Origin of the sequence: Microbacterium sp. PAMC22086 (assembly GCF_019443525.1) — a bacterium.
Taxonomy (GTDB): domain Bacteria; phylum Actinomycetota; class Actinomycetes; order Actinomycetales; family Microbacteriaceae; genus Microbacterium; species Microbacterium maritypicum.
Genome location: NZ_CP080380.1, coordinates 698,303 through 721,519 on the forward strand (window position 1 = coordinate 698,303; position 23,217 = coordinate 721,519).

21 protein-coding genes are annotated in these 23,217 nt (G+C 66.3%); 13 read left to right on the forward strand and 8 right to left on the reverse strand.

Annotation, left to right across the window (positions count from 1 at the left end; translation table 11 throughout):
• Positions 1-541 precede the first annotated feature (541 nt).
• From KY497_RS03365 to KY497_RS03385, 5 genes are read left to right on the forward strand one after another with little or no spacing between them, the layout of a single operon-like run.
• Positions 542-1,417 (forward strand): ParA family protein, encoded by an 876-nt coding sequence (locus KY497_RS03365; RefSeq protein ID WP_229778783.1) that lies wholly within the window; start codon positions 542-544, stop codon positions 1,415-1,417.
• Positions 1,417-2,388 carry a ParB/RepB/Spo0J family partition protein gene (locus tag KY497_RS03370; RefSeq protein WP_218681960.1) on the forward strand — a complete coding sequence of 324 codons (972 nt, stop codon included), beginning with the start codon at positions 1,417-1,419 and terminating at the stop codon, positions 2,386-2,388. The genes KY497_RS03365 and KY497_RS03370 overlap by 1 nt, the downstream gene beginning before the upstream one ends.
• Before the next feature lie 60 nt (positions 2,389-2,448).
• Positions 2,449-3,897 (forward strand): sugar porter family MFS transporter, encoded by a 1,449-nt coding sequence (locus KY497_RS03375; protein ID WP_200942495.1) that lies wholly within the window; start codon positions 2,449-2,451, stop codon positions 3,895-3,897.
• 9 nt (positions 3,898-3,906) lie between these two features.
• On the forward strand, positions 3,907-4,242 hold the full coding sequence (locus tag KY497_RS03380) for a hypothetical protein (RefSeq protein ID WP_017829903.1): 336 nt from the start codon (positions 3,907-3,909) through the stop codon (positions 4,240-4,242).
• 1 nt (position 4,243) lies between these two features.
• On the forward strand, positions 4,244-4,774 hold the full coding sequence (locus KY497_RS03385) for a GrpB family protein (RefSeq protein ID WP_218681959.1): 531 nt from the start codon (positions 4,244-4,246) through the stop codon (positions 4,772-4,774).
• An 89-nt stretch (positions 4,775-4,863) separates the two neighbouring features.
• On the opposite strand, the gene trxA is transcribed toward KY497_RS03385, so the two are convergent.
• The 4 genes from trxA to KY497_RS03405 all read right to left on the reverse strand — a co-directional run bounded on the left by trxA (position 4,864) and on the right by KY497_RS03405 (position 10,141).
• Complete coding sequence (gene trxA / locus KY497_RS03390) at positions 4,864-5,187, reverse strand: thioredoxin (RefSeq protein WP_017829901.1); 324 nt, start codon at positions 5,185-5,187, stop codon at positions 4,864-4,866.
• A gap of 64 nt (positions 5,188-5,251) precedes the next feature.
• Complete coding sequence (gene trxB / locus KY497_RS03395; protein ID WP_141385630.1) at positions 5,252-6,232, reverse strand: thioredoxin-disulfide reductase; 981 nt, start codon at positions 6,230-6,232, stop codon at positions 5,252-5,254.
• 119 nt (positions 6,233-6,351) lie between these two features.
• Positions 6,352-7,968 (reverse strand): murein biosynthesis integral membrane protein MurJ, encoded by a 1,617-nt coding sequence (gene murJ, locus KY497_RS03400; RefSeq protein WP_219869819.1) that lies wholly within the window; start codon positions 7,966-7,968, stop codon positions 6,352-6,354.
• Complete coding sequence (locus KY497_RS03405) at positions 7,961-10,141, reverse strand: DUF6049 family protein (RefSeq protein WP_219869820.1); 2,181 nt, start codon at positions 10,139-10,141, stop codon at positions 7,961-7,963. Before KY497_RS03405 ends, murJ begins: the two co-directional genes overlap by 8 nt.
• Positions 10,142-10,238: 97 nt before the next feature.
• On the opposite strand from KY497_RS03405, the gene KY497_RS03410 reads away from it, so the two are divergent.
• The 4 genes from KY497_RS03410 to KY497_RS03425 all read left to right on the forward strand — a co-directional run bounded on the left by KY497_RS03410 (position 10,239) and on the right by KY497_RS03425 (position 14,807).
• On the forward strand, positions 10,239-11,750 hold the full coding sequence (locus KY497_RS03410) for a methyltransferase (protein WP_219869821.1): 1,512 nt from the start codon (positions 10,239-10,241) through the stop codon (positions 11,748-11,750).
• Between the two features lie 28 nt (positions 11,751-11,778).
• A complete protein-coding gene (locus tag KY497_RS03415; protein WP_219869822.1) occupies positions 11,779-12,834 on the forward strand; it encodes an LLM class flavin-dependent oxidoreductase in 1,056 nt (351 codons plus the stop codon).
• Positions 12,835-12,900: 66 nt separating this feature from the next.
• Positions 12,901-14,034 carry a toll/interleukin-1 receptor domain-containing protein gene (locus tag KY497_RS03420; RefSeq protein WP_219869823.1) on the forward strand — a complete coding sequence of 378 codons (1,134 nt, stop codon included), beginning with the start codon at positions 12,901-12,903 and terminating at the stop codon, positions 14,032-14,034.
• Positions 14,035-14,264: 230 nt separating this feature from the next.
• Complete coding sequence (locus KY497_RS03425; RefSeq protein WP_219869824.1) at positions 14,265-14,807, forward strand: NYN domain-containing protein; 543 nt, start codon at positions 14,265-14,267, stop codon at positions 14,805-14,807.
• Between the two features lie 193 nt (positions 14,808-15,000).
• On the opposite strand, the gene KY497_RS03430 is transcribed toward KY497_RS03425, so the two are convergent.
• From KY497_RS03430 to KY497_RS03440, 3 genes are all read right to left on the reverse strand, one after another.
• Positions 15,001-15,552 (reverse strand): recombinase family protein, encoded by a 552-nt coding sequence (locus KY497_RS03430; protein WP_258185958.1) that lies wholly within the window; start codon positions 15,550-15,552, stop codon positions 15,001-15,003.
• A gap of 91 nt (positions 15,553-15,643) precedes the next feature.
• On the reverse strand, positions 15,644-16,378 hold the full coding sequence (locus KY497_RS03435) for an IS256 family transposase (protein WP_219869825.1): 735 nt from the start codon (positions 16,376-16,378) through the stop codon (positions 15,644-15,646).
• Positions 16,369-17,340 (reverse strand): fibronectin type III domain-containing protein, encoded by a 972-nt coding sequence (locus KY497_RS03440; RefSeq protein WP_219869826.1) that lies wholly within the window; start codon positions 17,338-17,340, stop codon positions 16,369-16,371. The genes KY497_RS03435 and KY497_RS03440 overlap by 10 nt, the downstream gene beginning before the upstream one ends.
• Positions 17,341-17,490: 150 nt before the next feature.
• Between KY497_RS03440 and KY497_RS03445 the strand changes: the two genes are divergently transcribed.
• Positions 17,491-18,918, forward strand: coding sequence for a CCA tRNA nucleotidyltransferase (locus KY497_RS03445; RefSeq protein ID WP_127483290.1), 1,428 nt, complete (start codon positions 17,491-17,493; stop codon positions 18,916-18,918).
• 6 nt (positions 18,919-18,924) lie between these two features.
• On the opposite strand, the gene KY497_RS03450 is transcribed toward KY497_RS03445, so the two are convergent.
• On the reverse strand, positions 18,925-19,494 hold the full coding sequence (locus KY497_RS03450; protein WP_055871466.1) for a dihydrofolate reductase family protein: 570 nt from the start codon (positions 19,492-19,494) through the stop codon (positions 18,925-18,927).
• Positions 19,495-19,564: 70 nt separating this feature from the next.
• On the opposite strand from KY497_RS03450, the gene KY497_RS03455 reads away from it, so the two are divergent.
• The 3 genes from KY497_RS03455 (at position 19,565) to KY497_RS03465 (ending at position 23,198) form a co-directional block, all read left to right on the forward strand.
• A complete protein-coding gene (locus tag KY497_RS03455; RefSeq protein ID WP_219869827.1) occupies positions 19,565-20,131 on the forward strand; it encodes a TetR/AcrR family transcriptional regulator in 567 nt (188 codons plus the stop codon).
• A 77-nt stretch (positions 20,132-20,208) separates the two neighbouring features.
• Complete coding sequence (locus KY497_RS03460; RefSeq protein WP_219869828.1) at positions 20,209-21,537, forward strand: GAF domain-containing protein; 1,329 nt, start codon at positions 20,209-20,211, stop codon at positions 21,535-21,537.
• Positions 21,538-21,647: 110 nt separating this feature from the next.
• A complete protein-coding gene (locus KY497_RS03465; protein ID WP_218682893.1) occupies positions 21,648-23,198 on the forward strand; it encodes an aldehyde dehydrogenase family protein in 1,551 nt (516 codons plus the stop codon).
• The last annotated feature ends 19 nt before the right edge of the window (positions 23,199-23,217 follow it).

Consider the following 23,217-nt stretch of genomic DNA (forward strand, 5'->3'; position numbering starts at 1 on the left):
CGTGAAACGGCGTCGATGATGCCGTGGGTGTTCCTACGTGTTCTCACTGCGGCCAGTATCCCTTCGGTTGTCAGCCGGCATGAAACGCGCACCTCCGTACGAGTGTGTGGCGGCCCGATCGGCAGACGTGTATGGCGGTCCGTGTGTGCAGTCCGCAAAAGGTGATGTGGGGGAGGAGGGGTCAGGACCAGAGGCGCGCAAGCGCTCGGGTCATGCCGCGGGCCCAGCGTCATGGGAGGTTCGACGCGAATGGGCGTCTCACGCACCGCTTGTCGCATGGACGCGGCGTACCTACGGGGGTAGACAGCCCCCGGACGCGACCGTTTCACGTGAAACATCGACGTTCCTGCTCCAAGCGACCGCCATCCGGACGCAATTTCCAGTGGTGCTCGGCGCCCCAGCTGTCCGGGGATGGGGCGCACCGTGCGCCCCTCCGTCATCGAACGTCACTCCCAGCGATTAGAGTGGAAGGCGGCCCCGAAAGGAGTGGATGTTTCACGTGAAACAATCCGAGAAGACGTCATCGAACGGATCGTTCGGGATGGATACACCGCTTGCGCGGGAACTCGCTGACCTCTCCGCCCGTAGGCGCGCACTCGAGGCCGCCACCGTCGAGTTCACCGGGGAAACCCGTGTGCTGACCGTGTCGAATCAGAAGGGCGGTGTGGGGAAGACCACCACCGCCGTGAATATCGCATCGGCCCTGGCAGGAATGGGCGCGAAGGTCCTGGTCATCGATCTGGATCCGCAGGGCAACGCCTCCACAGCATTGGGTGTGCCGCATAGCGCCGAGGTCCCCAGCGTCTACGACGTGTTGATCGATGAGTTCCCGCTCGCGGACATCATCCAGGAGTCCCCGGAGGACTCGAACCTCTTCTGTGCGCCGAGCACCATCCACCTCGCGGGTGCAGAGATCGAGCTGGTTGCACAGGTTGCTCGAGAGCATCGCCTACGTCGTGCCCTTGAGGTGTACCTCGCCGACCACCCGATGGACTTCGTCATCATCGACTGCCCTCCATCACTGGGGCTGCTCACCATCAACGCCTTCACGGCGGCGACAGAGGTCTTCATCCCCATCCAGTGCGAGTACTACGCACTCGAGGGACTGAGTCAGCTGCTCGGGAGCATCCAGATGATCCAGAAGCACCTGAATCCCGTCCTTCATCTCTCCACGATCCTGCTGACGATGTTCGACGGGCGCACACGCCTCGCGCAGCAGGTTGCGGAAGAGGTCCGCACACACTTCCCGGAACAGGTGCTGGAGACGGTCATCCCGCGTTCGGTCCGGGTATCGGAGGCCCCGAGCTTCGGGCAGACCGTGATCGCGTACGACGGTCAATCCGCTGGCGCGATCGCCTACCGTGAGGCCGCCGTTGAGATCGCATCGCGCACAGCGACGCAGAGCAAGGAGAAATGATGGCGAAGCGCACTGGGCTGGGCCGGGGTATCGGCGCCCTCATCCCCACGACTGATCAGTCGGAGCGTCCTGTCGACGTGTTCTTTCCTGGCGCGAGCCTGCGAAAGGCGAATGCGGAGGCAGTACCCGAGGTCGAAGCCGACGCCGCCGAACTCGAGGTCGTCCCCGGCATCCACCTGATCCAGGTCGATCCGAACACGATCGTGGCCAACCCCCGTCAGCCGCGAACGCACTTCAACCCCGAAGATCTCGCTGAGCTCGTCCACAGCGTTCGTGAGTTCGGTGTGCTCCAGCCCGTCGTCGTCCGCAAGAACAGCGAGGGCCAGTACGAGCTCATCATGGGGGAGCGACGTACCCGTGCTGCTCGTGAAGCCGGGCTCGAAGTGATCCCCGCGATCGTTCGCGAGACTGCCGACGAGGATCTCCTCCGCGACGCCCTGCTGGAGAACCTCCACCGTTCCGAGCTGAACCCGCTGGAAGAGGCCTCGGCCTACCAGCAGCTCCTCGAGGACTTCGGGATCACGCAGGAGGAGCTGGCCACACGCATCGGCCGCTCACGTCCGCAGATCAGCAACACGATCCGGCTCCTGAAGCTTCCTGTGCCCGTGCAGCAGCGGGTTGCGGCCGGGGTGCTGACCGCGGGGCACGCGCGAGCCATCCTCAGTCTCGAGACTCCGGAGTCGATGCAGCGTCTCGCGGACAAGGTCGTGAACGAGGACCTCTCGGTGCGCGCCACCGAGGAGGCCGCCAAGTCGCAGCCCAGCGCCGGCAAGTCCGTGAAGCCGACCCCCGGTGCGCGCCGCGCATACCTCGACGAGGTGGCCGGCAAGCTCGGTGACCGACTCAACACCCGCGTGAAGATCGCTCTCGGCGCACGGAAAGGCCAGGTCACGATCGATTTCGCTTCCATTCAGGATCTCAATCGCATCCTGGAGGAGATCGGAGAGAGCGGTTACGGCTCGTCGAAGTGAGGCCCCGGCCACGGCAGCGCTAGCCTAGACTCGCGTCATCGTGACGACGAGGGGGATGTCATGTCGAGTACAGCCGGTCCAGTAGCCATCAAGCGCCGTGTGATCGCGGTGAGCATCGCGGCCGCGTTGGGTGGTTTCCTCTTCGGATTCGACACGGCCGTGATCAACGGCGCCGTGGATGCCCTGGCCGGTGACGTCTCCGGGTTCGATCTCGGCACGGCCCTGAAGGGCTTTGCCGTCTCCTCCGCTCTCATCGGTTGCGCGGTGGGTGCCTGGTTCGCAGGACCGGTCTCCAACAAGTACGGACGCATTCCCGTGATGGTCGTCGCAGCGGCGATGTTCTTCATCTCCGCTATCGGCTCTGGTCTCGCCTTCAGTGTCGTCGACCTCATCATCTGGCGAGTCATCGGTGGACTCGGTGTCGGCGCGGCCTCGGTCATCGCGCCGGCATACATCGCTGAGGTGTCGCCGGCAGCCGTGCGGGGTCGCCTCGGATCCCTGCAGCAGCTCGCCATCGTGACCGGTATCTTCGCTGCGCTGCTCTCAGACGCGCTGCTCGCCGGTCTCGCCGGTGCAGCGGATCAGCCGTTGTGGGGTCTCACGGCCTGGCGGTGGATGTTCATGGTCGCGGCTATCCCCGCGTTGGTCTACGGGCTCATGTCTCTTCGGCTCCCGGAGTCTCCGCGGTACCTGGTGCGCAAGGGAGAGCTGAAAAGGGCGGCTGAGGTTCTCGAGACCGTCACCGGTACCGTCGACGTCCAGGGGAAGATTGACGAGATCACCGGAACCATCGACACCGAACGCTCCGAGTCTCTGCGCGACCTGCGCGGCAACCGTCTGGGACTGAAGCCGATCGTCTGGATCGGCATCCTGCTGTCGGTCTTCCAGCAGTTCGTGGGCATCAACGTCATCTTCTACTACTCGACCACGCTCTGGCAGTCGGTGGGTTTCGACGAGTCCAGCGCATTGCTCACCTCCGTCATCACCTCTGTCACGAACATCGTCGTGACGATCGTGGCGATCCTGCTGGTCGACAAGATCGGTCGACGGATCATGCTGCTGGTGGGCTCGGTGGGGATGACCGTGACCCTCGGCCTCATGGCTGTGGCTTTCTCGTTCGGCACGCTGGACGCGCAGGGGACGGCGACACTCCCCGACCCCTGGGCCACCATCGCGCTGGTCTGCGCGAACGGATTCGTCGTGTTCTTCGGCGCGAGCTGGGGCCCGCTCGTGTGGGTTCTGCTCGGCGAGATCTTCCCGAACTCGATCAGAGCCGGCGCCCTCGCGGTGGCCGCTGCGGCGCAGTGGGTCGCGAACTTCTTCATCTCCACGACGTTCCCGGCCTTCGCGGAGATCGGACTCACCTTCGCCTACGGCTTCTACGCGTTCTTCGCGCTTCTGTCGTTCTTCTTCGTCTTCTTCAAGGTGCCGGAGACCAAGGGGAAAGAGCTCGAGGAGATGACAGAGAACATGAAGGTGCAGCGCCGGAGGGGTCCCCAGCCGACGTAGGCTTGAAGCATGACCGAGTCCGTACAGCGTCGCGCCAGCCTGGAAGTGCTGCGGGCCGAAGCGGCCGACGAACTCGCGGTCCTCATCCAGGAGCGCCTGCTCGGAGGCGAGGATCCGTGGGAGTTCATGGAGGAGCTCCCGAGCGTCGACGAGCTCGTCGTCTACCTTCTTCGCGCCGACAACATCAATGCGAATGACGGCGTGCGTCCCAACGCGGCCCGCCACTATCGTGTGCTGCGACAGATCGCACTGGAGTACCCGGAGCTGACCTCGGCCGTCTGGGGCCTGTTGGACGAGAAGCAGCGCCACCGCCGCTGGGATCCGTCCGTCGCCGACGCCTCCTGATGTGGAGGCCGTCCTCGATCCGTACGATCCGGCCTGGCCGGACGCCTTCCGGAGGGTCGCGGCAGAGCTGCGGACGCAGGGGAATCCGAACCGGATCGTCGAGCACATCGGCTCGACCAGCATCCCGGGGATGAGTGCCAAGCCGATCATCGATGTCGCGGTACGGATCGCCGACGAGGAGGACCTCGACCGGCATCTGCCTGCCCTCGAGACCGTCGGGTGGCGGCTCGGGAGCGGAGTGCGAAGCCACCAGGTCATGGTCTTCGAGGAGGACGGCGTGCGCACCCGAATCGCCCACTTCTTCGAGGCGTCCAGGTGGGATGAGGTGAACCAGAGGATCCTTCGGGACTGGCTGCTGCAGAACCCGGAAGATGCCGAGCTCTACGAACGCGCGAAGCACGCTGCTGTCGATGCCTCGCGAATGGGCGAGGAGTCATACAACGCGGGCAAGACCGCAGTGATCCAGCTCCTCGTCGATCGAGCCCGTGCTGCCCGTGGACTATTACCCGTCTCGGTGTACGACAAAGACTGACGGAGAGGCGCATCGCGCACGACACGGGGCACGGAGACGAAGAAAGGGCCGTACCTCCCCGGGAGGTACGGCCCTTTCGAATCGCAGGATCAGCCGATGAAAGCGGCGAGGTCCTTCTCGAGAGCGAACTTGGGCTTGGCGCCGATGATGGTCGTCTTGACCTCACCACCGTGGAACACCTTCATCGCCGGGATCGACGTGATCTGGTACTTCATCGCCAGCTCGGGGTTCTCGTCGACGTTGAGCTTGAGGATCGTGATCTTGTCGGGGTTGTCGGCCTGGATCTCGTCCAGAACCGGCGCGACCATGCGACACGGACCGCACCACTCGGCCCAGAAGTCCACCAGCACGGGACCTTCGGCCTGCAGAACGTCCTGCTCCCAGGTCGCCTGGCTCGTAGCCTTTGCACTCATCAGAGTTCTCCTTGATTCGAGGTTCGTCTGCTACAACAGCCGACGAGGGAAAAGTGTTCCCGGCCTATGCCCTGGCGGTGAGGATCTCGGCGGCCTCGGCGGCCGGGACCTCCACGGACGCGTCCTCCAGGTCTGCGAGGAAGTGCTCCGCATCGAGCGCGGCGACCGCGCCGCTGCCGGCAGCCGTGATGGCCTGACGGTAGGTGGGGTCGATGACGTCACCCGCAGCGAAGACACCCGGAACCGAGGTCTTCGACGAGCGTCCGTCGACCCAGATGGTGCCCTCGGGCGTCAGCTCGAGCTTGTCGTGCACGAGGTGCGTGCGCGGGTCGTTGCCGATCGCGATGAAGAGCCCGTCGAGCGGGAGGTCACGGAGCGTGCCGTCGACCGTGGAGCGCAGCTGCACACCCGTCACGGAGTCGCCACCGAGGACCTCGGCGACCTCGCTGTTCCACACGAACTCGATCTTCTCGTTCGCGAAGGCGCGCTCCTGCATGATCTTCGAGGCCCGCAGGGTGTCCTTGCGGTGGATGACGTAGACCTTGTCGGCGAAGCGCGTGAGGAACGTGGCCTCTTCCATCGCGGAGTCGCCGCCGCCGACGACGGCGATCGTCTTCTCGCGGAAGAAGAAGCCGTCGCACGTGGCGCACCAGGAGACGCCGTAGCCGGAGAGGCGCTCCTCACCGTCGATGTTGAGCTTGCGGTAGGCCGAGCCCGTCGCGTAGATCAGCGACTGGGTCTCATGCTCCGCACCGCTGCCGAGGATGACCTTCTTGACGGGGCCGTCGAGCTGCAGCTCGGTGACGTCGTCGTAGACGACCTCGGTGCCGAACTTCTCCGCCTGCTCCTGGAACTTGGCCATGAGCTCCGGTCCCTGGATGCCCTCAGGGAAGCCCGGGTAGTTCTCCACCTCGGTGGTGTTCATCAGCTCGCCGCCGACCTCGACCGAGCTCGCGATGAGCAGCGGCTTGAGGTTCGCCCTGGCGGCGTAGATGGCCGCCGTGAATCCGGCGGGGCCGGAGCCGATGATGATGACCTGACGCATGTGCTCTCCGTCTTTGAAACTGCAGTCGAATGACCTTCGAGTGCTTCAACCCATGGTAACCGCGAGGCATTCCCCGCACACTGTGTGCCGCCGGACTGGGAGAAGGCTCTGGGCGCCGATCAGCGACCGGGGAGAAAGCGACGGACCAGCGCGCGGCCGGCCGTGAGCTCGGGGGCACGCATGATGGCGAGGATCGCGATGTAGACGATCACGACGGCGAGGCCGACCATCGCGGTCGCGAGGGTGGCGGGGATGACGCCGGAGGTGGCCCAACCCGTGGTGCCGCCGAGAAGCTGGAACGTTCCCCAGCCCGCGGATCCTGCCGGGATTGCGGCGATCGTGAAGCGACCGATGGCCGTGATCCACGAACGAATCCTCAGACCGCCGATCTTCTTGTGCAGCAGCCAGGTGGCGACGATCGTCTGCAGGATGCTCGCGATCGACTGGCCGAGGGCGATCGCCGCGGCGAGAGAGGTGAGAGGGATGATCCCGGCTTCGCGCAGACCGAGCGCGGCCAGGGCGGTGACCACGATGAGGACGCACTGGAAGATCGTGAACCAGAACGGGGTCTTCGTGTCGTCGTAGGCGTAGAAGGTGCGCTGCACGATGAAGAGGATCGTGAGAGGAATGAGCCCGACGAGGTAGGCGAGCAGCACCATTGCGGCGGCTTGGGCGTCTTCGGCGGACTCGGTGAACACCCGAGACGCCGGGATGGCCGCGGCGGCGACGGCCGCGGTGGCCGCGACGATGAAGAAGAGCAGCGTGCGGATGCTCTGCGCGATGTCGGCGCGGACGTCGTCATGGCGACCGGCAGCCGCGTGCGCGCTGATCTGGGTGAAGTAGGGGGTTCCGATCGAGAGCACGATGACGGAATACGGGAGCATGAAGATCAGCCACGCGTTCGCGGTCACGGTGGCGGAGGCACCGAGGCCGGCGACCTCGCTGACGATGTAGCCCTGGAGAACTCCGGCAGACAGGCTCGCGAAAGCCATGAGGAAGGTCCAGCCGGCTAGGCGGCCGACATTGCCGAGACCGACACCGCGCCAACGGAAGTCGGGCTTGAGAGCGAGGCCCGTGCGACGCCAGAAGATGAGCAGGACGACCGCCTGCAGTGCGATGCCCAGCGTGGCCGTGCCGCCGAGCAGGGTGATCATCTCCGGCGTCCAGTCGGTAGCCTTCGTGGAGACGGGACCGAACAGCGCGCCGAGCGCGAGGAAGCCGACGATCGAGACGATGTTGTTGACGACAGGCGCCCAGGTGAAAGGACCGAAGATCTTCCGTGCGTTGAGGGCTTCGCCCAGCATCGCGTAGAGACCGTAGAGGAGGATCTGAGGCAGGCACCAGTAGGCGAGTGCCGTGGCGAGGGCGAGAGTGGCCTCGGTCGCTCTACCGGCGACCAGGTGCACCAGCCACGGTGCCGCCGCCGTTGCGATTCCCGTCACCACGACCAGGACGACAGTGCCCAGGGTGAACAGCTTCGAGATGAAGGCATTGCCGCCGTCGGCATCCGCGGTCGCCTTGACGATCTGGGGGACGATGACCGCCGTGAGGATTCCGACGGAGATCAGGGAGAAGACGCTGTTGGGCAGCTGGTTCGCGTAGGTGAACGCATCAGCCGCCTGCGACCCGAGAGAGCCGATGACTCCGACGAGCACGATGCTGCGCAGCAGACCGGTCAGGCGGGAGACGAGGGTGCCCGCGCCGATGATGGCGCTCGCGCGGCCGAGGCTACTCATTCTTGTCTTCGGTCGCGGTGGCATCCGGTCGTGTGTGCACGGCACCCTCTTCGAGCGTCTCGATCTCGGCTTCGACGGCGGCCTCTTCGGCTGCTTCGTGGCGCTTGCGGCGCACGGTGCGGATCACGCCGAGCGCGATCAGGACGACGGCGAGCCCTCCGAAGACGATCAGGCCGATGGTCTCCCACTCGGCACGGACGGCGACCCGGATCTCCTCCTGGCCTTGGATCTGCACGCCGGTGGGGCTGTACAGGCTGAGCCGCAGGTCGACTTCGCCACTGCCGACGCGTGCCGACACGGGGACCTTGACCCGCTTGGTGGAGTTGGCCTCGACCACCGTCTCCGTCATCGGTGTGACATCAAGACGAGGGTCGGTCGGCGAGACGAAGAGCTGAACCGTCACCGGCCACGGAAGGTCGTTGCGCACGGCGATGGGCAGGTCGGCGTTGGCGGTCAGCAGCTGGATGGTGCTGGACGGCGGTGTGCTCACGGCGCTCAGCGTCTGCGTGGTGCGCTTCTGGTGCTTCTCGACGTTCTTGGCGAAGGCGCTCGCCGGTGTCCCGACGGCCAGCGTGCGCAGGATGCGGATGCGCTCGGGGCTCAGCAGGACCTGCGGATCACTGAGCATCGATGAGAAGGCGGTGAGTGCTGCTTCGTCGGCGAGGAGATCCGTCACCGCCGTTGCCCGTGCCGGGTCGGCTTGGGCTGTGACGGAGGCGGGGATCGCCGGAGTCGCACGCAGCGCCGAGACCTCGAAACCGATCGAGTCGGCGGAGGAGATCGCATCGCGCAGCGCATCGGCGTCACGGTTCTCATCACGGTCGAGACCGATCAGCAGCGGAGCACCGGACACGCGATCCGCTGCCAGCAGGAGCAGGGCGGATGCCTCGGCGAGCAGACGCTGGCGATCCACCTGATCGGACTCGGCCGCAACCTCCGACAGGGACTCGGACAGAGCGGTGTCCGTGACCAGCAGGTCGTTTCCGCCAGCAGTGGCGTGCGCCGCGCTCTGTCCGCCTACGGCGGTGGAGGAGACGATCGTGGTCGTGCCCTCACCGAGATACCTCGTGAAAGCGGCCAGGTCATCCTCGCTGAGCTCGTCGTCCGGCCACACGATCTGAGCGAGCGCGCCGTCGATCGCGGTGAGCTCCTCGTCGTCGGGCAGCTGTGGTGTCCCGGTCGGGCCGGGCGTCGGCTCGGGGGTCGTGGTCGGGGTGCCGGTCGGCGCAGGCGTGGCCGGGGTCTGCGAGAAGTTCGCCGCGTCGAGGAACGGGGCCAGCGTCGTCGGCTGCAGGAGTTCGGGCAGACCCGCCTGCGCCTGGGCCGCGGCATCAGCATCCCCGAACTGCAACGCGAACCGCGCATTGGGCAGGGCATCGAGGCGACGCAGCCAGTCCTGGGCGCTCTCGGGCGCCGCGGAACCGAGAGCGCGGATGGCCGCGACGATGGCGGGATCGATCGCAAGGACCGCGGTGGTGCCCGCCACACCGTCGAGCTGAGCGGTGAGAGCGCCCTCGGGGCCGGTGAGGGCAGCGAGCTCGTCCGAACTGAGCAGTGCACCGCCCTCGGGGGTCGCCGTGATGGGGACGAGCACCCCGACCTGAGCGGTCTGAGAGTCGGCGACGACCAGCACGCTGGTGGCGGTGGTCGCCGCTGCGTCATCGTCGTCGGTGTTCTGCGTCTTCGCGCCGGTGAGCTCCGCCCGCAGCGGGTAGACGCCCGGAGCGAGGGCCCCGAGGGTCTCGGCCGGCACGAAGACCGTGGTCATGGCCGACTCTCCGGCATCGAGGGCTGCCGTCGTGTCGGAGCCGATGGCGTCGAACTCGCCCGGGGCCGTGCCGTCGTCGAGCCAGCTCGCGACAGAGGCCTCATCCGTCAGCGGCGTCCTGCTGAGCTCCACCTGCACCTGACCGCCGGAGAGCTTCGACTCGGTGTCGTTCTGCACCGTGAGCATCGCCGTGGTCGCGGAGCCGGGGGCGACGAGGCCGCGCAGGCCCGCAGAGATGTGGAAGCCCACCCGTGCATCGTCGTCCGCACCCGATGCCCCGGCTGCACTGGCCGCGCTCGGTACGACGACCGCGCAGGCGCCCAGCACGATCGCGAGAACAGCGGTCCTGCTTGCGAGCCTTCGAAGGCGCGCACGGAGGCCGTGCTCGGGGGTGATCGCGGTCATGGAGGTCTTCCTCGAACGCCCGGAGACGGGCTGATCGTGAGTACTGACCTCCCGATTCTAGGAGGCGCAGGGAAAGAGAACCCTGAAGACGCGTAGAGTGACGGCCGTGTCCGACACCCCCGCACCGCTCCCAGACCCCCTTCGCTGCGCCGCGCTCGCTGCCGATCTCGACGCCGCCGACCTCCGTTCCGAGCCGCTTCGTCGTCTATGGGGCGAGGAAGCGGACGACGCTCTCGCGCGCGGCATGCACGAGCCGATCCTGCGCGCCATCGCTGGCGACTCCGGCGTGCTGGCGACGCTCGGGCGACTGCTCGTGCTCGGGAAGCCGCAGCCGCGGGGGGCCGTCGCCGCCGCGTTGCCGCACCTCGGAGTGGACGGGCTCGTGGCTCTCGGACTGGGCACGTCCGACGCCGAAACGGTGACCCCGACCGCGCTGCTGCGCCCGCAGTCTTTCGTCGATGCGGATGGTGTCGGGGAGTGGTGGATCGCCAGCGACCTGGACGAGGTGGCGCTCGATGGCCCTCTTCCTGCCGACCATGTGCTCGGGGTCGGGGGAGCGTCGCGCACGCTCGCCGAGACGATCGTTCCCATCCAGGTCGATCGGGCTCTCGATCTGGGCACCGGCTGCGGTATCCAGGCGCTCCTCGTCGCCCGTCGCGCCGGCACGGTGATCGCGACCGACATCTCGCAGCGCGCCCTGGCCTTCGCGGAACTCAACGCCCGCCTCAACGGGGTGGTCAACATCGAGTTCCGGCACGGCAGCATGTTCGAGCCCGTCGCGGGAGAGGCCTTCGACCTGATCGTCTCCAACCCGCCGTTCGTCATCACGCCGCGGGTGGAGGGGGTCCCGGCCTACGAGTACCGAGACGGCGGACTGGTGGGCGATGCGCTGGTCGAGCAGTTCGTGCGGAGCGCGCCCGCGTATCTGACGCAGAACGGCATCGCGCAGCTGCTCGGCAACTGGGAGTCCAGGTCCGGCATCACCGGCCTCGCCCGTCTCGAGGCCTGGGTGCCGAGCGAGCTCGACCTCTGGGTGATCGAACGCGAGGAGCTGACCCCGCTCGGCTATGCCGAGCTGTGGATCCGTGACGGGGGGACGACGCCGCGCGACCCGGCTTTCACACCGCTGCTGACCGCCTGGCTCGACGACTTCGCCGCCCGAGGCGTGACGTCGATCGGCTTCGGCTACGTGCTGATGCGCCGCGGGGCATCGGAGCATCCGCTTCGGCGCACGGAGAGGATCGCCCAGCAGGTCTCGAACGTCGGGACCGCTCTGGGCACGGGCCTTGCCGCCCACGACGTGCTCGCCGAGGGTATTCCCTCGACCCTGGTGACGGCTCCGGACGTGACCGAGGCGCGCCACCTGCTGCCGGGCAACGACGACCCGAGCGTCATCGAGCTGCGACAGGGCGGCGGTTTCGCCCGCACGGTGAACGTCGATCCCGCGCTCGCCGGGTTCGTCGGCGCCTGCGACGGCGAACTCACCGTCGTGCAGATCGCCTCGGCGCTGGCCGACCTCTTCGAGGTGCCGTTGCCGGATCTGTGGGCCGAGCTCGAGCCCCGCATCCGCTCCCTGGTGCTCGACGGCATTCTGGTGCCGGGGGAATAGTCCCCAGATCTATGCGTTGGAATGGATCATGAAGGCTTTCGGATTCCTCTCCTTCGGGCACTACGCGGATGTGCCCGGCTCAGCGACCCGCACGGCGGGCGACATGCTGAAGCAGACCATCGAGATCGCCGAGGGCGCCGACGAGATCGGTGTGAACGGCGCCTACGTGCGCGTGCACCACTGGGCGCGTCAGGCCGCCTCGCCGATGCCGCTGCTGGCGGCCATGGCGGCGCGCACGAAGCGCATCGAGGTCGGCACGGGCGTGATCGACATGCGCTACGAGAACCCGTTCCAGTTCGCGGAGGAGGCGGCCGCTCTCGACCTGATCTCCGACGGTCGCATCGCGCTCGGCGTGAGCCGTGGTTCACCCGAGACGGCTCTGCGCGGATACGAGACGTTCGGCTACGTCGATGAGGAAGACGCCGAGCGCGGAAGCGTCATCGCCCGGGAGAAGTTCGACCTGTTCCTGCGTGCGATCGACGGGGAGGGAATCGCCCCCGGCGACCCGCGCATGGTGGGGGCTGGGCGCTATCTCGCGATCGAGCCGCAGTCGCCGACACTCCGCGATCACATCTGGTGGGGATCGGGTTCGCGCCCGACCGCGATCGAGACGGGTCGCAAGGGTCTCAACATGATGAGCTCGACCCTCGTCACCGAGGCCACGGGGCAGCCGTTCCACGAACTGCAGCGTGAGCAGATCGACCTCTTCCGGTCCGCATACAAGGAGGCCGGGCACACCGGCACCCCGCGGGTCTCGGTCAGCCGCAGTGTGTTCCCGCTGGTCTCCGACATGGACCGCGCCTACTTCGGCCTTCGGAGCGAGGAGAACGCCGATCAGATCGGCATCATCGACGGGTTCCGCTCCACGTTCGGCAAGACCTATGCGGCCGAGCCCGACGTGCTGATCGAGCAGCTTCGACAGGACGAGGCGGTGATGGCCGCGGACACCCTGATGCTGACGATCCCGAACCAATTGGGAGTTGCTTATTGTGTACATATCCTCGAATCGTTCGCGAAGTATGTGGCGCCTGAGCTGGGCTGGAAGCCGAACACTGAGGGGCCAGTCGAGGGCTACGCGATCTGAGCGGACATAGATCGTTTCTCGATCAGCGTCTGTCGCCCGACTCAGAACACTCGCTATGTTGTTCGCATGACCTCCAATGACGGCTTCTGGTCGTATGTTCACGACGACAACACTGCATCCTTCGACAAGATCGTCGAGCTAGGGCGAGATCTCCAGCGGGTCTATCAGATGATCAGTGGCACGAGCGTCTCGCTGTTTATCGATCGAGATGCACTGGAGTGGGGTGATGCGTGGAAGTCCGTCATCAAGAGCAACCTCGGCACAGTGGCATTCTTCATCCCGGTGATCACACCGGCCTTCTTCCAGAGTCCCGTATGCAGGAGCGAATTCGAGGCGTTCGCGCAGCGCACGGATGCCGAGGGGTTGCGCGGGCTACTCCTTCCCATCCTCTGGATTTCCGTAGAGGGACTGGAGGATGAGGCTACCGAGGACAAGCTGATCAGGACTATCCAGGATCGCCAGTGGGAGGACTGGAGGGACCTACGGCATGAACCTCGCGGCTCCGAGCTATACAGCCGCACTCTGGAAAAGATGGCGCAGCGAATCAAGAAGGCGAACGAGGACGCCGATAGTGCTGACGCTTCCCAGGTCGCTGCAGCCGTAGTGACGGACGCGGAAGACGAGGTCAACGACTCTGAGGGGCGTCTCGAGATCCTCGCGCGCATGGAGGAGGATTTGAACTCATGGGTTCCCTTGTTGGAGCAGGTCCAGGTCGGACTCCAGGACATGGGGGACGTCGCGGTGCAATCCACTGCCGAAATTGCGGCTGACCCCCGCGGACGGACCTTCGCCGGCAGACTGCTGATGATTCGTGAAACCGCGAAGAAGCTCCAGACACCCGCCGACCGCATCGAAAGCGCGGGTGCGGAGTTCGAACGAAAAGTGTCCTCAGTCGATCAGGGAGTGAGGATCATCATCGAATCTGCGCCTAGCGAGATCGCAGACGATCCCGAATCCCGTGAGCATTTCGAATCTTTCTTCGACATGATCAGAGCGCTCGGCGCAACTACTGACACCGTCGACACTCAGCTCTCTGGGTTCATCGACTCGATCGCTCCACTGCAGAAGCAGTCCAGAGATCTCAAGAAGCCGGTCCAAGCGGCTACGAATGGCGTCACTCACATTCGAACCACCCTGGGCCAGATCGACGCGTGGATCGATCTGATCGATTCGACTGAGCTGCCTCCCGACCAGGATTGAGTCGCACGCTGCACCTGGACTGAGCCGGAAGCGGAACACCGAGGGGTCCGTTGAGGGATACGCCCTCTGCGGCTGTTAGATCACCAGACAGCACATCGACACATCTGGGTCGAGTGACCGCCTGAGATCGTGACCTAGGCGCTCAGGCTGATGGCCGGCGACGATGCCAGAACCCTGGAGGCCCCTAAGCTGATTCTCGCGCGGAGGGCCGCGACCACTTAGGGGGAACTATGACCGTGTATGTGTATGTCGACAACTCGAATGTCTGGATCGAAGGCATGCGAATTAGCGCCGTCCGTAAGGGAATGGCAGCGTCTCTCCATGAGGCCATGAACCTCAGGATCACCGACCAGACTTGGACATACGACTTCGGGAAGCTCTACGAGCTCATCTGCCCAGAAGGGCAGCAAATCGGCCGATCCAGCCTCTTCGGCTCGCGCCCTCCCGCGAACGACTCGATCTGGGAACTCGCGCGGGCAGAAGGCTTCGAGGTGTTCCTCTTCGACAGGAACGCCGCCAACAGGGAGAAGCAGGTCGATGTCGGTATCTCCACCCAGATCATGGAGGATTCCTTCCTGCACATGAAGCCGGGAGATCAGCTGCTTCTGGTGAGCGGGGATCGGGACTATCTCCCGACGATCGAATCACTTGCGAAGCGTGGCTTTCCCACACGGGTTGCCTTCTGGGAGCATGCCACTGGCAACGAGCTGAAGAAAGCGCCTATCGACTTCATTCCGCTCGATCCAGCGTTCGAGTTCATCACGAAGAAGTAGCAGACGCAAAGAAGGCCGGGGATCGACGCTTCAGTGAGAATCCCCGGCCCTCTAGTCGGTGTTCTAACGGAAGATCCACTCAACTGTGTAGACAGCCATCGCCAGCCCAGCGACTAGAAACGGAAGCTTCCAGAACCAGGGCAGACGCTGCCAGATCAAACGGCGGAACAGCCCGCCGACCTTCTTCGTTGGCTTAGGCATTTGCTGCCTCCTTTGCCTCTTCCCACTCATCGAGAGTCGTGTAGGGCGGGAGCGATGGATAGATACCGAGCACGCGGCCGATCAGCGACTTCGAGACCTTCCAGTCCGTCGCCAGCTCATCGGGACTCTTCCCATCGGCGTAGCCCGCCGAGATCGCAGCGACAGCCGCACGAGTCAGCTTGGGCTTCTTCCCGAGCTTCAAGCCTCTGGATACCTTCGCAGCGCGACCCTCGTCCATACGGCTACGGATCAGGGAGCGCTCGAACTCCGCGAGTGCTCCGAGCATCTGGAGCATCAGTTTGCTCATGGGGCTGGTTGCGTCATAGACGAATCCGTCGAGCGCCCGGAAGCTAGCACCGAGACGGCCAAGCTCTTCGACCCCATCGAGAAGATCGCGGAGAGAGCGGGAGAATCGATCGAGCTTTACGACGCACACCTCTACCTCTTCGCCCTGATCTCGTAGCTCTTTGACTCGGGCGAAGAGTGCCGCATACTCAGCACTCTGGTGGTTCTTGGATCCGGACACCCCGGAGTCATCAAAGATCTGAGTGACGCCGTAGGCTCGAAGTGTCTCCTTCTGGTTGTCTGTCTTCTGATGAGAGGTCTGTCCGTTCCTTTGTGTATGGGGCTTCGGCTTAGTTGATTCCTAGGCGGTCGCCGTAGGTGATGGACAGGGTATTCAGGATAGCTTTCCAGCCGGCGATCTGCCCGGTCGGGTTCGTGCGATTCGGGCGCCGCTCGAGCACCGTCAGGTAGAGCACCTTCATCGCCGCCTGCTCGTTGGGGAAGTGCCCGCGGCGTCTCGTGGCCTGCCGGAACCTGGCATTGAGCGACTCGATCCCATTGGTCGTATAGATGAGGCGTCTGATCTCCGGCGGGAACTTCAGGAACGGCACGAACTCGCCCCACGCGTTCTCCCACATCTGGATCATCGCCGGATACAGGCTCCGCCATTGCTCGGCGAACTCCGCGAATCTCGCCTCGGCCGCTGCGATGGTCGGAGCGGTATAGACCTCGCGGAGCTGCCTGGTGATCTTGGACCAGTACTTCTTCGACGCGTATCGAAGTGAGTTCCGCACGAGATGCACGACACACTGCTGCACCGTTGCGAGGGGCCAGATCGCGGTGATCGCATCGGGGAGGCCTTTGAGTCCGTCGCAGCAGACGATGCAGACATCGGCGACACCACGGTTGCGCAGCTCCGTGAGCATGTTCATCCACTGCTTCGCACCCTCCCCGCCGGTCGGTCCCATCCACAACCCGAGAACGTCACGATGCCCCTCCAGATCGATGCCGACAGCGACGTAGACAGGCCGGTTGGCGACCTGCCCGTCGCGGACCTTGATCACGAGCGCGTCGATCAGCACCACCGGATAGATCGCATCGAGCGGTACTCGGTAGCGGCGGTGAGTCCGGTCACGGTGGCCGAGAAGTGCTTGTTCGGGTTGCCGTTCACCACACCCGCGTCGTAGGCGTCGACCGTGCGGGAATCGCCGCCGGCGGACGGAGCAATCTCGACCTGTCCGACCGTGTGCGAGGCGTCGCCGGCGAGCCAGGAGAACGACTGCGAGACGGCGGGCTGCTCGGTCGGTGTGAGGATCACCCGGGTCGGCGGCGCGACGACGGGGGTGCCGGGAGCGGATGCTTCGACGAGGGTCAGCGACGACATGTCGAAGAAGATGTCGGAGCTGGTCTCGCGGTCCTGGAACAGCGACACGGCGATGGTGTTCGTGCCGTCGTGCAGCAGGTCGCCTTCTGCGCTGAACGTGCTGGTGAGCGGGCTGCCGTTGCCGTCGCCGGCATACTCGACGTTCACGGTGTCGGTGATGCGTCCGTCGACGTAGCGGGCGACCTCGGTGCCGTTGATCCAGACGATGATCGCGTCGTCGTACGTGATGGTGCTCTGCAGAGCCGCGACCTGCTCGGCGACGCCGGCTTCCAGCTCGAACGTGGTGCGGAAGAAGTAGGTGGGAACGGTGGGGGCGGCCGCACCGTCGAGGTAGTGGTTCAGCAGCGTCTTCGGCGTCTGCGAGCCCACAGGCGCGAGCTTTCCGCCCTTGGCGCCGAACGAGCCCGCTGCCGACTTCCATGCACTGTCGTCGTAGGCGGGCAGGGTCCAATCGCGCAGAGCTGCGGGAGCGGGAGACGGGTCGGAGCCGTCGTCGAGGTAGTGCCAGGCCGTGTCGCCGGTGATCAGCGATCCCGTCGGCACCTCGGGGTCGGGAGCAGCGAGGGCCGCGGGGGCGACGACGGCGCCGCCGAGCAGGGCGAGCAGCGCGACGGAGGTCAGTCCGCGACGCCGCCACCGCACCGCAGGGGTGGGGGAGGTCATGTCAGTCCTTCAGGGTGGGGTTTCCGTGCGCAGTCGCACGATGCCCCTCCACCCCATCGAAGACGGATGACCGGGGGTTGGCCTTCGGGCGACCGGGAGGTGAACGGGCGTCGCGGGATCGGGCGCACCCGCCCCGGTACGCTGGAACCCATGCTCAACATGGCTGACGGCCTCGCCCGTCTCGGTGCGCTCGCCGAGAATCCGGTCGTCCGCACCCTCGCGACGGCGTTCGAGGATGCCGGGTTCGATCTGGCCGTCGTCGGCGGCCCGGTGCGCGACGCGCTGCTGGGACGCACGACGCACGACCTCGATTTCACGACGAACGCCTCGCCCGACGAGATCCTGTCCATCGTCACGCCGATCTCGACCGCGCAGTGGGACATCGGCCGTGCGTTCGGCACGATCGGCGCACGCGTGCAGCGTGAGCAGGTCGAGATCACGACCTATCGAGCCGACAGCTATGACGGCGTGACCCGCAAACCCACCGTGGAGTTCGGCGACACGATCGACGGCGACCTCGTGCGCCGTGACTTCACCGTCAACTCCATGGCACTGCAGGTGCCGGCCGTGAAGCTCGTCGACCCGACCGGCGGCGTCGAAGACCTCATCGCGGGGGTGTTGCGCACGCCCGCCGATCCGCGCGTCTCGTTCGGCGACGATCCGCTCCGGATGCTGCGGGCGGCTCGCTTCAGCGCGCAGCTCGGCTTCCGTGTCGAGGACGCCACGGCCGAGGCGATCACCGAGTTGCGCGAGACGCTGAAGATCGTGAGCCCCGAGCGCATCCAGTCCGAACTCGTGCGCCTCATGCAGACCGACGACCCGGTGCGCGGCATCCGCGTGCTGGTCGACACCGGACTGATCGACGAGTTCCTCCCCGAGGTCACCGACCTGCGCCTCGAAGTCGATGAGCACCACCACCACAAGGACGTCTACGAGCACTCGCTCACGGTGCTCGCCCAGGCGATCGAGCTCGAGCACTCCCGGCACCCCGGCGCCGCGCCCGACGTGCCGCTGCGCATCGCGGCTCTGCTGCACGACATCGGCAAGCCGCGCACCCGCAAGCTCGAGGCCGGGGGAGTGGTCACCTTCCACCACCACGACGTGGTCGGCTCGCGCATGGCCCGCAAGCGACTGCAGGCGCTGCGCTTCGACACCGATACCACCGACGCCGTCGCGACGCTCATCGAGCTGCACCTGCGCTTCTTCGGATACGCCGAGGGGGCGTGGACGGATGCGGCCGTGCGCCGCTACGTGCGCGATGCCGGTGACCTGCTGGAGCGTCTGCACATCCTCACCCGCGCCGACGTGACCACCCGGAACAAGCGCAAGGCCGGTCGCCTGGCCAGCGCATATGACGACATCGAGGCGCGCATCGCCGCACTGCGCGAGCAGGAGGAGCTCGACTCCATCCGTCCGGAGATCGACGGCAACCGCATCCAGCAGGTGCTCGGCATCAGCCCGGGGCGCGAGGTCGGCGAGGCGTACAGGTTCCTGCTGGATCTGCGTCTGGACGAGGGCGTGCTCGGAACCGAGGTCGCCGAGCAGCGGCTCCGGGAGTGGTGGGCCGCACGCGGCTGACCCGGCTCACCCCTCGCGTCGGCGTTCGAGCTCGGTGAACACCACGCCGCTGTCGTAGGTGACGGTCTCGACCGCGTCGAACTGTTCGGGGCGATAGGGGCGCTCGCCGAACAGGGGGATGCCCGAGCCGAACAGCAGGGGCTGCCGCTTGAGGACGAGGCGGTCGATCTCGTCGGCGAGTGTGGCGGCCAGAGCACCGCCTCCGCAGAGCCAGATGGCGGCGCCTTCCTCGAGTTTCAGCCGGCGCACCACAGCGATCGGGTCTTCGGACGTGACCTCGAGGTTCTCTCCCTCTGCGGTGCGCGAGCGGCTGAAGACGATCTGGCGCAGGTGCGCGTAGGGGCTGGGCACACCGCCCACCTGATACGTGTTCCACCCCATCAGCACGGTGTCGAAGAGCGCGCGCTTCTGGGGGATGCCGAGCGCTGCGGCCGCGACGGTGGGGAGGGTGTCGGCGAACCGGGCGTTGATGCCCTCCATGTGGTCGCCCTCGATGAGGAATGCGTCGAACTCGCCGTTCGGGCCGGCGATGTAGCCGTCGAGGGTGACGGCGGCGTAGTACACGAGCTCTCGCATGATTCTCCAATCACTACATCTGTCTCAGTTACGGTACAACAGGCGTAGTGATTGCGCTAGTGTTCCGTGCATGGTGAAGAACGACTCCCGGCGACGGCTCATCGCGGATGCAGGACTCACGGTGCTCGCACGAGAGGGATCGCGAGGTCTCACGCACCGCGCGGTCGATACCGCCGCGCAGGTTCCGACGGGCACCACCTCGAACTACTTCCGCAACAGGGACGCCCTGATCGAGGGTCTGGTCGAGCGGATCGGAGAGCGTCTCGCCCCCACCTCCGAAGACCTGGAGCGTCGTGCGACGGCGGAGCCCGGGCCCGCCCTGTTCGCCGACTACATCCGCGACATCGTGCGGCGACTGACCGAGGACCGCGACGTGACGCTCGCGCTGTTCGAGCTGCGACTCGAAGGCGGTCGGCGTCCCGAGGTCGCCGCCGTGCTCGCTGCCTGGCAGCGCGCCGGCTTCGACGGCGATGTGGCGTTCAACACCGCGGCCGGGCTCCCGGGCGGACGCCGGGAGATCGCGCTGTTCCACTACGCGATCGATGGGTTGCTGCTCGACAGGCTCACGACGCCGATCGATCCGGACACCTCCACCGACGAGGTGATCGACGACCTGGTCGCCGGGCTTCTCCGCTGACACGGTGAGGTGTTCCCTCCGGGGCAGTGCTCCTCGTACACTGAGGCAACGCACGCTCTCGACGATCGGAGACCGCTGTGTCTGCGCCGTGGCAGGTATCCCGCGAGTCCCTTCCCCCGACATCGCGACTTCTCATCGAGCGTGCGCACGAGGAACTGCTCGCCGGAAACCTCGAGGATCGGCGTCTGCAAGAGGTGCGACCCCTCGTGCGCGAGTCGTGGGAGAGGTCCTGGCGCGGGCGGGTCGGCCCTGAGGGCGCTCCGCCGCTCGACCTGGTCAGCGACGAGCTCGACGCCTACCGTCTCGCACATCCGCTCGCCTCGGTGATGGACATGATCCGTGCGCTGCTGCTGCCGGGTGAGGCAGAGGACACGGGAGTGATCATCGCGGTCGGCGACCAGGCCGGTCGCCTGCTGTGGATCGAGGGCGACAGCCAGCTGCGCTCGCTCACCGACGGCATGGGTTTCGTGGCCGGGGCCAACTGGTCGGAGGATGCCGTCGGCACGAGCGCACCGGGAACCGCCCTCACGCTCGGGCAGTCGGTGCAGATCCGCGGCGCGGAGCACTACAACCGACTCGTGCATCCGTGGTCGTGCACCGCGGCCCCCGTACGCGACCCGGAGACGCAGCGCGTGCTCGGCGTGATCGACATCACGGGCGGCCCCGAGGTCGTCTCGCTGCAGGCGCGACTGCTGGTCGATGCCACGGCCCGCGCCGTCGAGTCGGAGCTGATGGTCGCCCGGCTCCGGCAGCGGAGCGAGGGATCCCGACCCCGATCCGCCGCGACGAAGGGACGCACTCCGGTGACCGCCAGGGCGACGCTCCATGTGCTGGGCCGCGACAGGGCGCGGCTGGAGACCGAGTCCGCGCACGACGAGTCGATGATCGAGCTCAGTGCGCGCCACGCTGCGATCCTGCTCATGCTCGCCGTGCATCGCCAGGGCCTCTCGGCCGAGCGCCTGTGCGAGCTCGTCTACGGCCCCGGTGTCTCACCCGACACGCTCCGCCCGGAGATGGTGCGCCTGCGCAAGGTGCTCGAGCGCACCGCCCCCGACCTCGTGCCGGAGTCGCGTCCGTATCGCCTTCCCGTCGCCCTCGACACCGACGCACACGACGTGCTGTCCCTGCTCGATCGCGGCGCGCACCGGGTGGCGCTCACGGCCTATCGGGGTCCGGTGCTGCCCGAGTCGACATCGCCCGGTGTCGAGGAGTTCCGCGAGTCGGTGAGGGCAGCGCTGCGTGAGGCGATGCTGTCCGAGGCGAGTCTCGACGTGCTGCTCTCCTACGCCGAGATCCCCGAGGGTCAAGGCGACGCCGAAACCCTCCGACTGGCGCTGGAGATGCTCCCCGCCCGGTCGCCGAAGCGCGCGGGACTGGTCGCCCGTATCGAGCGTCTCGAGGCCTGACCGAGCCTTGCAACCCGGCGCAACGTTGCGCACCGGGGTGCAACCTCGTGCGACCTACCTTCGAAGGACAGCCGCTGCACCGATGCGCGGCCCCGTCGAAGGAGACTCCCATGAGCATCGTCGAAGAAGACGTGTCCCTCGCCTACGCGGCCCCGGGCCAGCCGGGCGCCCTCGCGAACTACCGGCCGCGCTACGGCCACTACATCGGCGGCGAGTTCGTCGAACCCGTCAAGGGCCAGTACTTCGAGAACGTCAGCCCCGTCAACGGCAAGGCGTTCACCGAGGTCGGCCGCGGCACCAGCGAAGACATCGATCGGGCCGTCGAGGTCGCGTGGCAGGCGTTCGCGGGTTGGGGCAAGACGAGCCCGGCCGAGCGCTCGGTGATCCTCAACAGGATCGCGGACCGGATCGAGCAGCACCTCGAGGAGATCGCCGTCGCCGAGACATGGGAGAACGGCAAGCCGGTTCGCGAGACGCTGGCCGCCGACATCCCCCTCGCCGTCGACCACTTCCGCTACTTCGCCGGCGTGCTCCGGGCGCAGGAGGGCGGCATCAGCCAGCTCGACGAGAACACGGTCGCGTACCACTTCCACGAACCGCTCGGTGTGGTCGGGCAGATCATCCCCTGGAACTTCCCGATCCTGATGGCGGTCTGGAAGCTGGCGCCCGCGCTCGCCGCAGGCAACTGCGTCGTCATCAAGCCGGCCGAGCAGACCCCGGCATCCCTCCTGTTCCTGTTCGACATCATCGGCGACCTGCTGCCGGCGGGTGTCGTCAACATCGTGAACGGGTTCGGGATCGAGGCGGGCGCCCCGCTCGCGCAGCACAAGCGCATCCGCAAGGTCGCCTTCACGGGTGAGACCACGACCGGTCGTCTGATCATGCAGTACGCCTCGCAGAACCTGATCCCGGTCACGCTGGAGCTCGGAGGCAAGAGCCCGAACGTGTTCTTCGAAGACGTCGCCCGCTCGACCAGCGACCCGTTCTACGACAAGGCGCTCGAGGGCTTCACGATGTTCGCGCTGAATCAGGGCGAGGTGTGCACCTGCCCCTCGCGGGCGCTCATCCAGCGCTCGATCTACGACGGGTTCCTCGCGGACGGACTCGAGCGCGTGAAGAAGGTCGTGCAAGGCAACCCGCTCGACCCCGCGACGATGATCGGCGCGCAGGCATCGAACGACCAGCTGGAGAAGATCCTCAGCTACATCGACATCGGCAAGCAAGGCGGCGCGCGCCTGCTGACCGGTGGCGAGCGGGTCGACCTCGGCGGGGATCTGAGCGGGGGCTTCTACGTCGCCCCGACCGTGTTCGAGGGCACGAACGACATGCGCATCTTCCAGGAGGAGATCTTCGGGCCCGTGCTCTCGGTCACCTCGTTCGACGGATTCGACGACGCGATCTCGATCGCCAACGACACGCTCTACGGTCTCGGCGCCGGCGTCTGGAGCCGCAGCGGTGACACCGCCTACCGGGCGGGTCGGGCGATCGAGGCCGGGCGTGTGTGGACCAACACGTACCACCAGTACCCGGCGCATGCAGCGTTCGGCGGGTACAAGCAGTCGGGCATCGGTCGCGAAAATCACAAGATGATGCTCGACCACTACCAGCAGACGAAGAACCTCCTCGTCTCGTATGCAGAGGGCCCGATGGGCTTCTTCTGAGTTCGATCCCCGGGCGGGC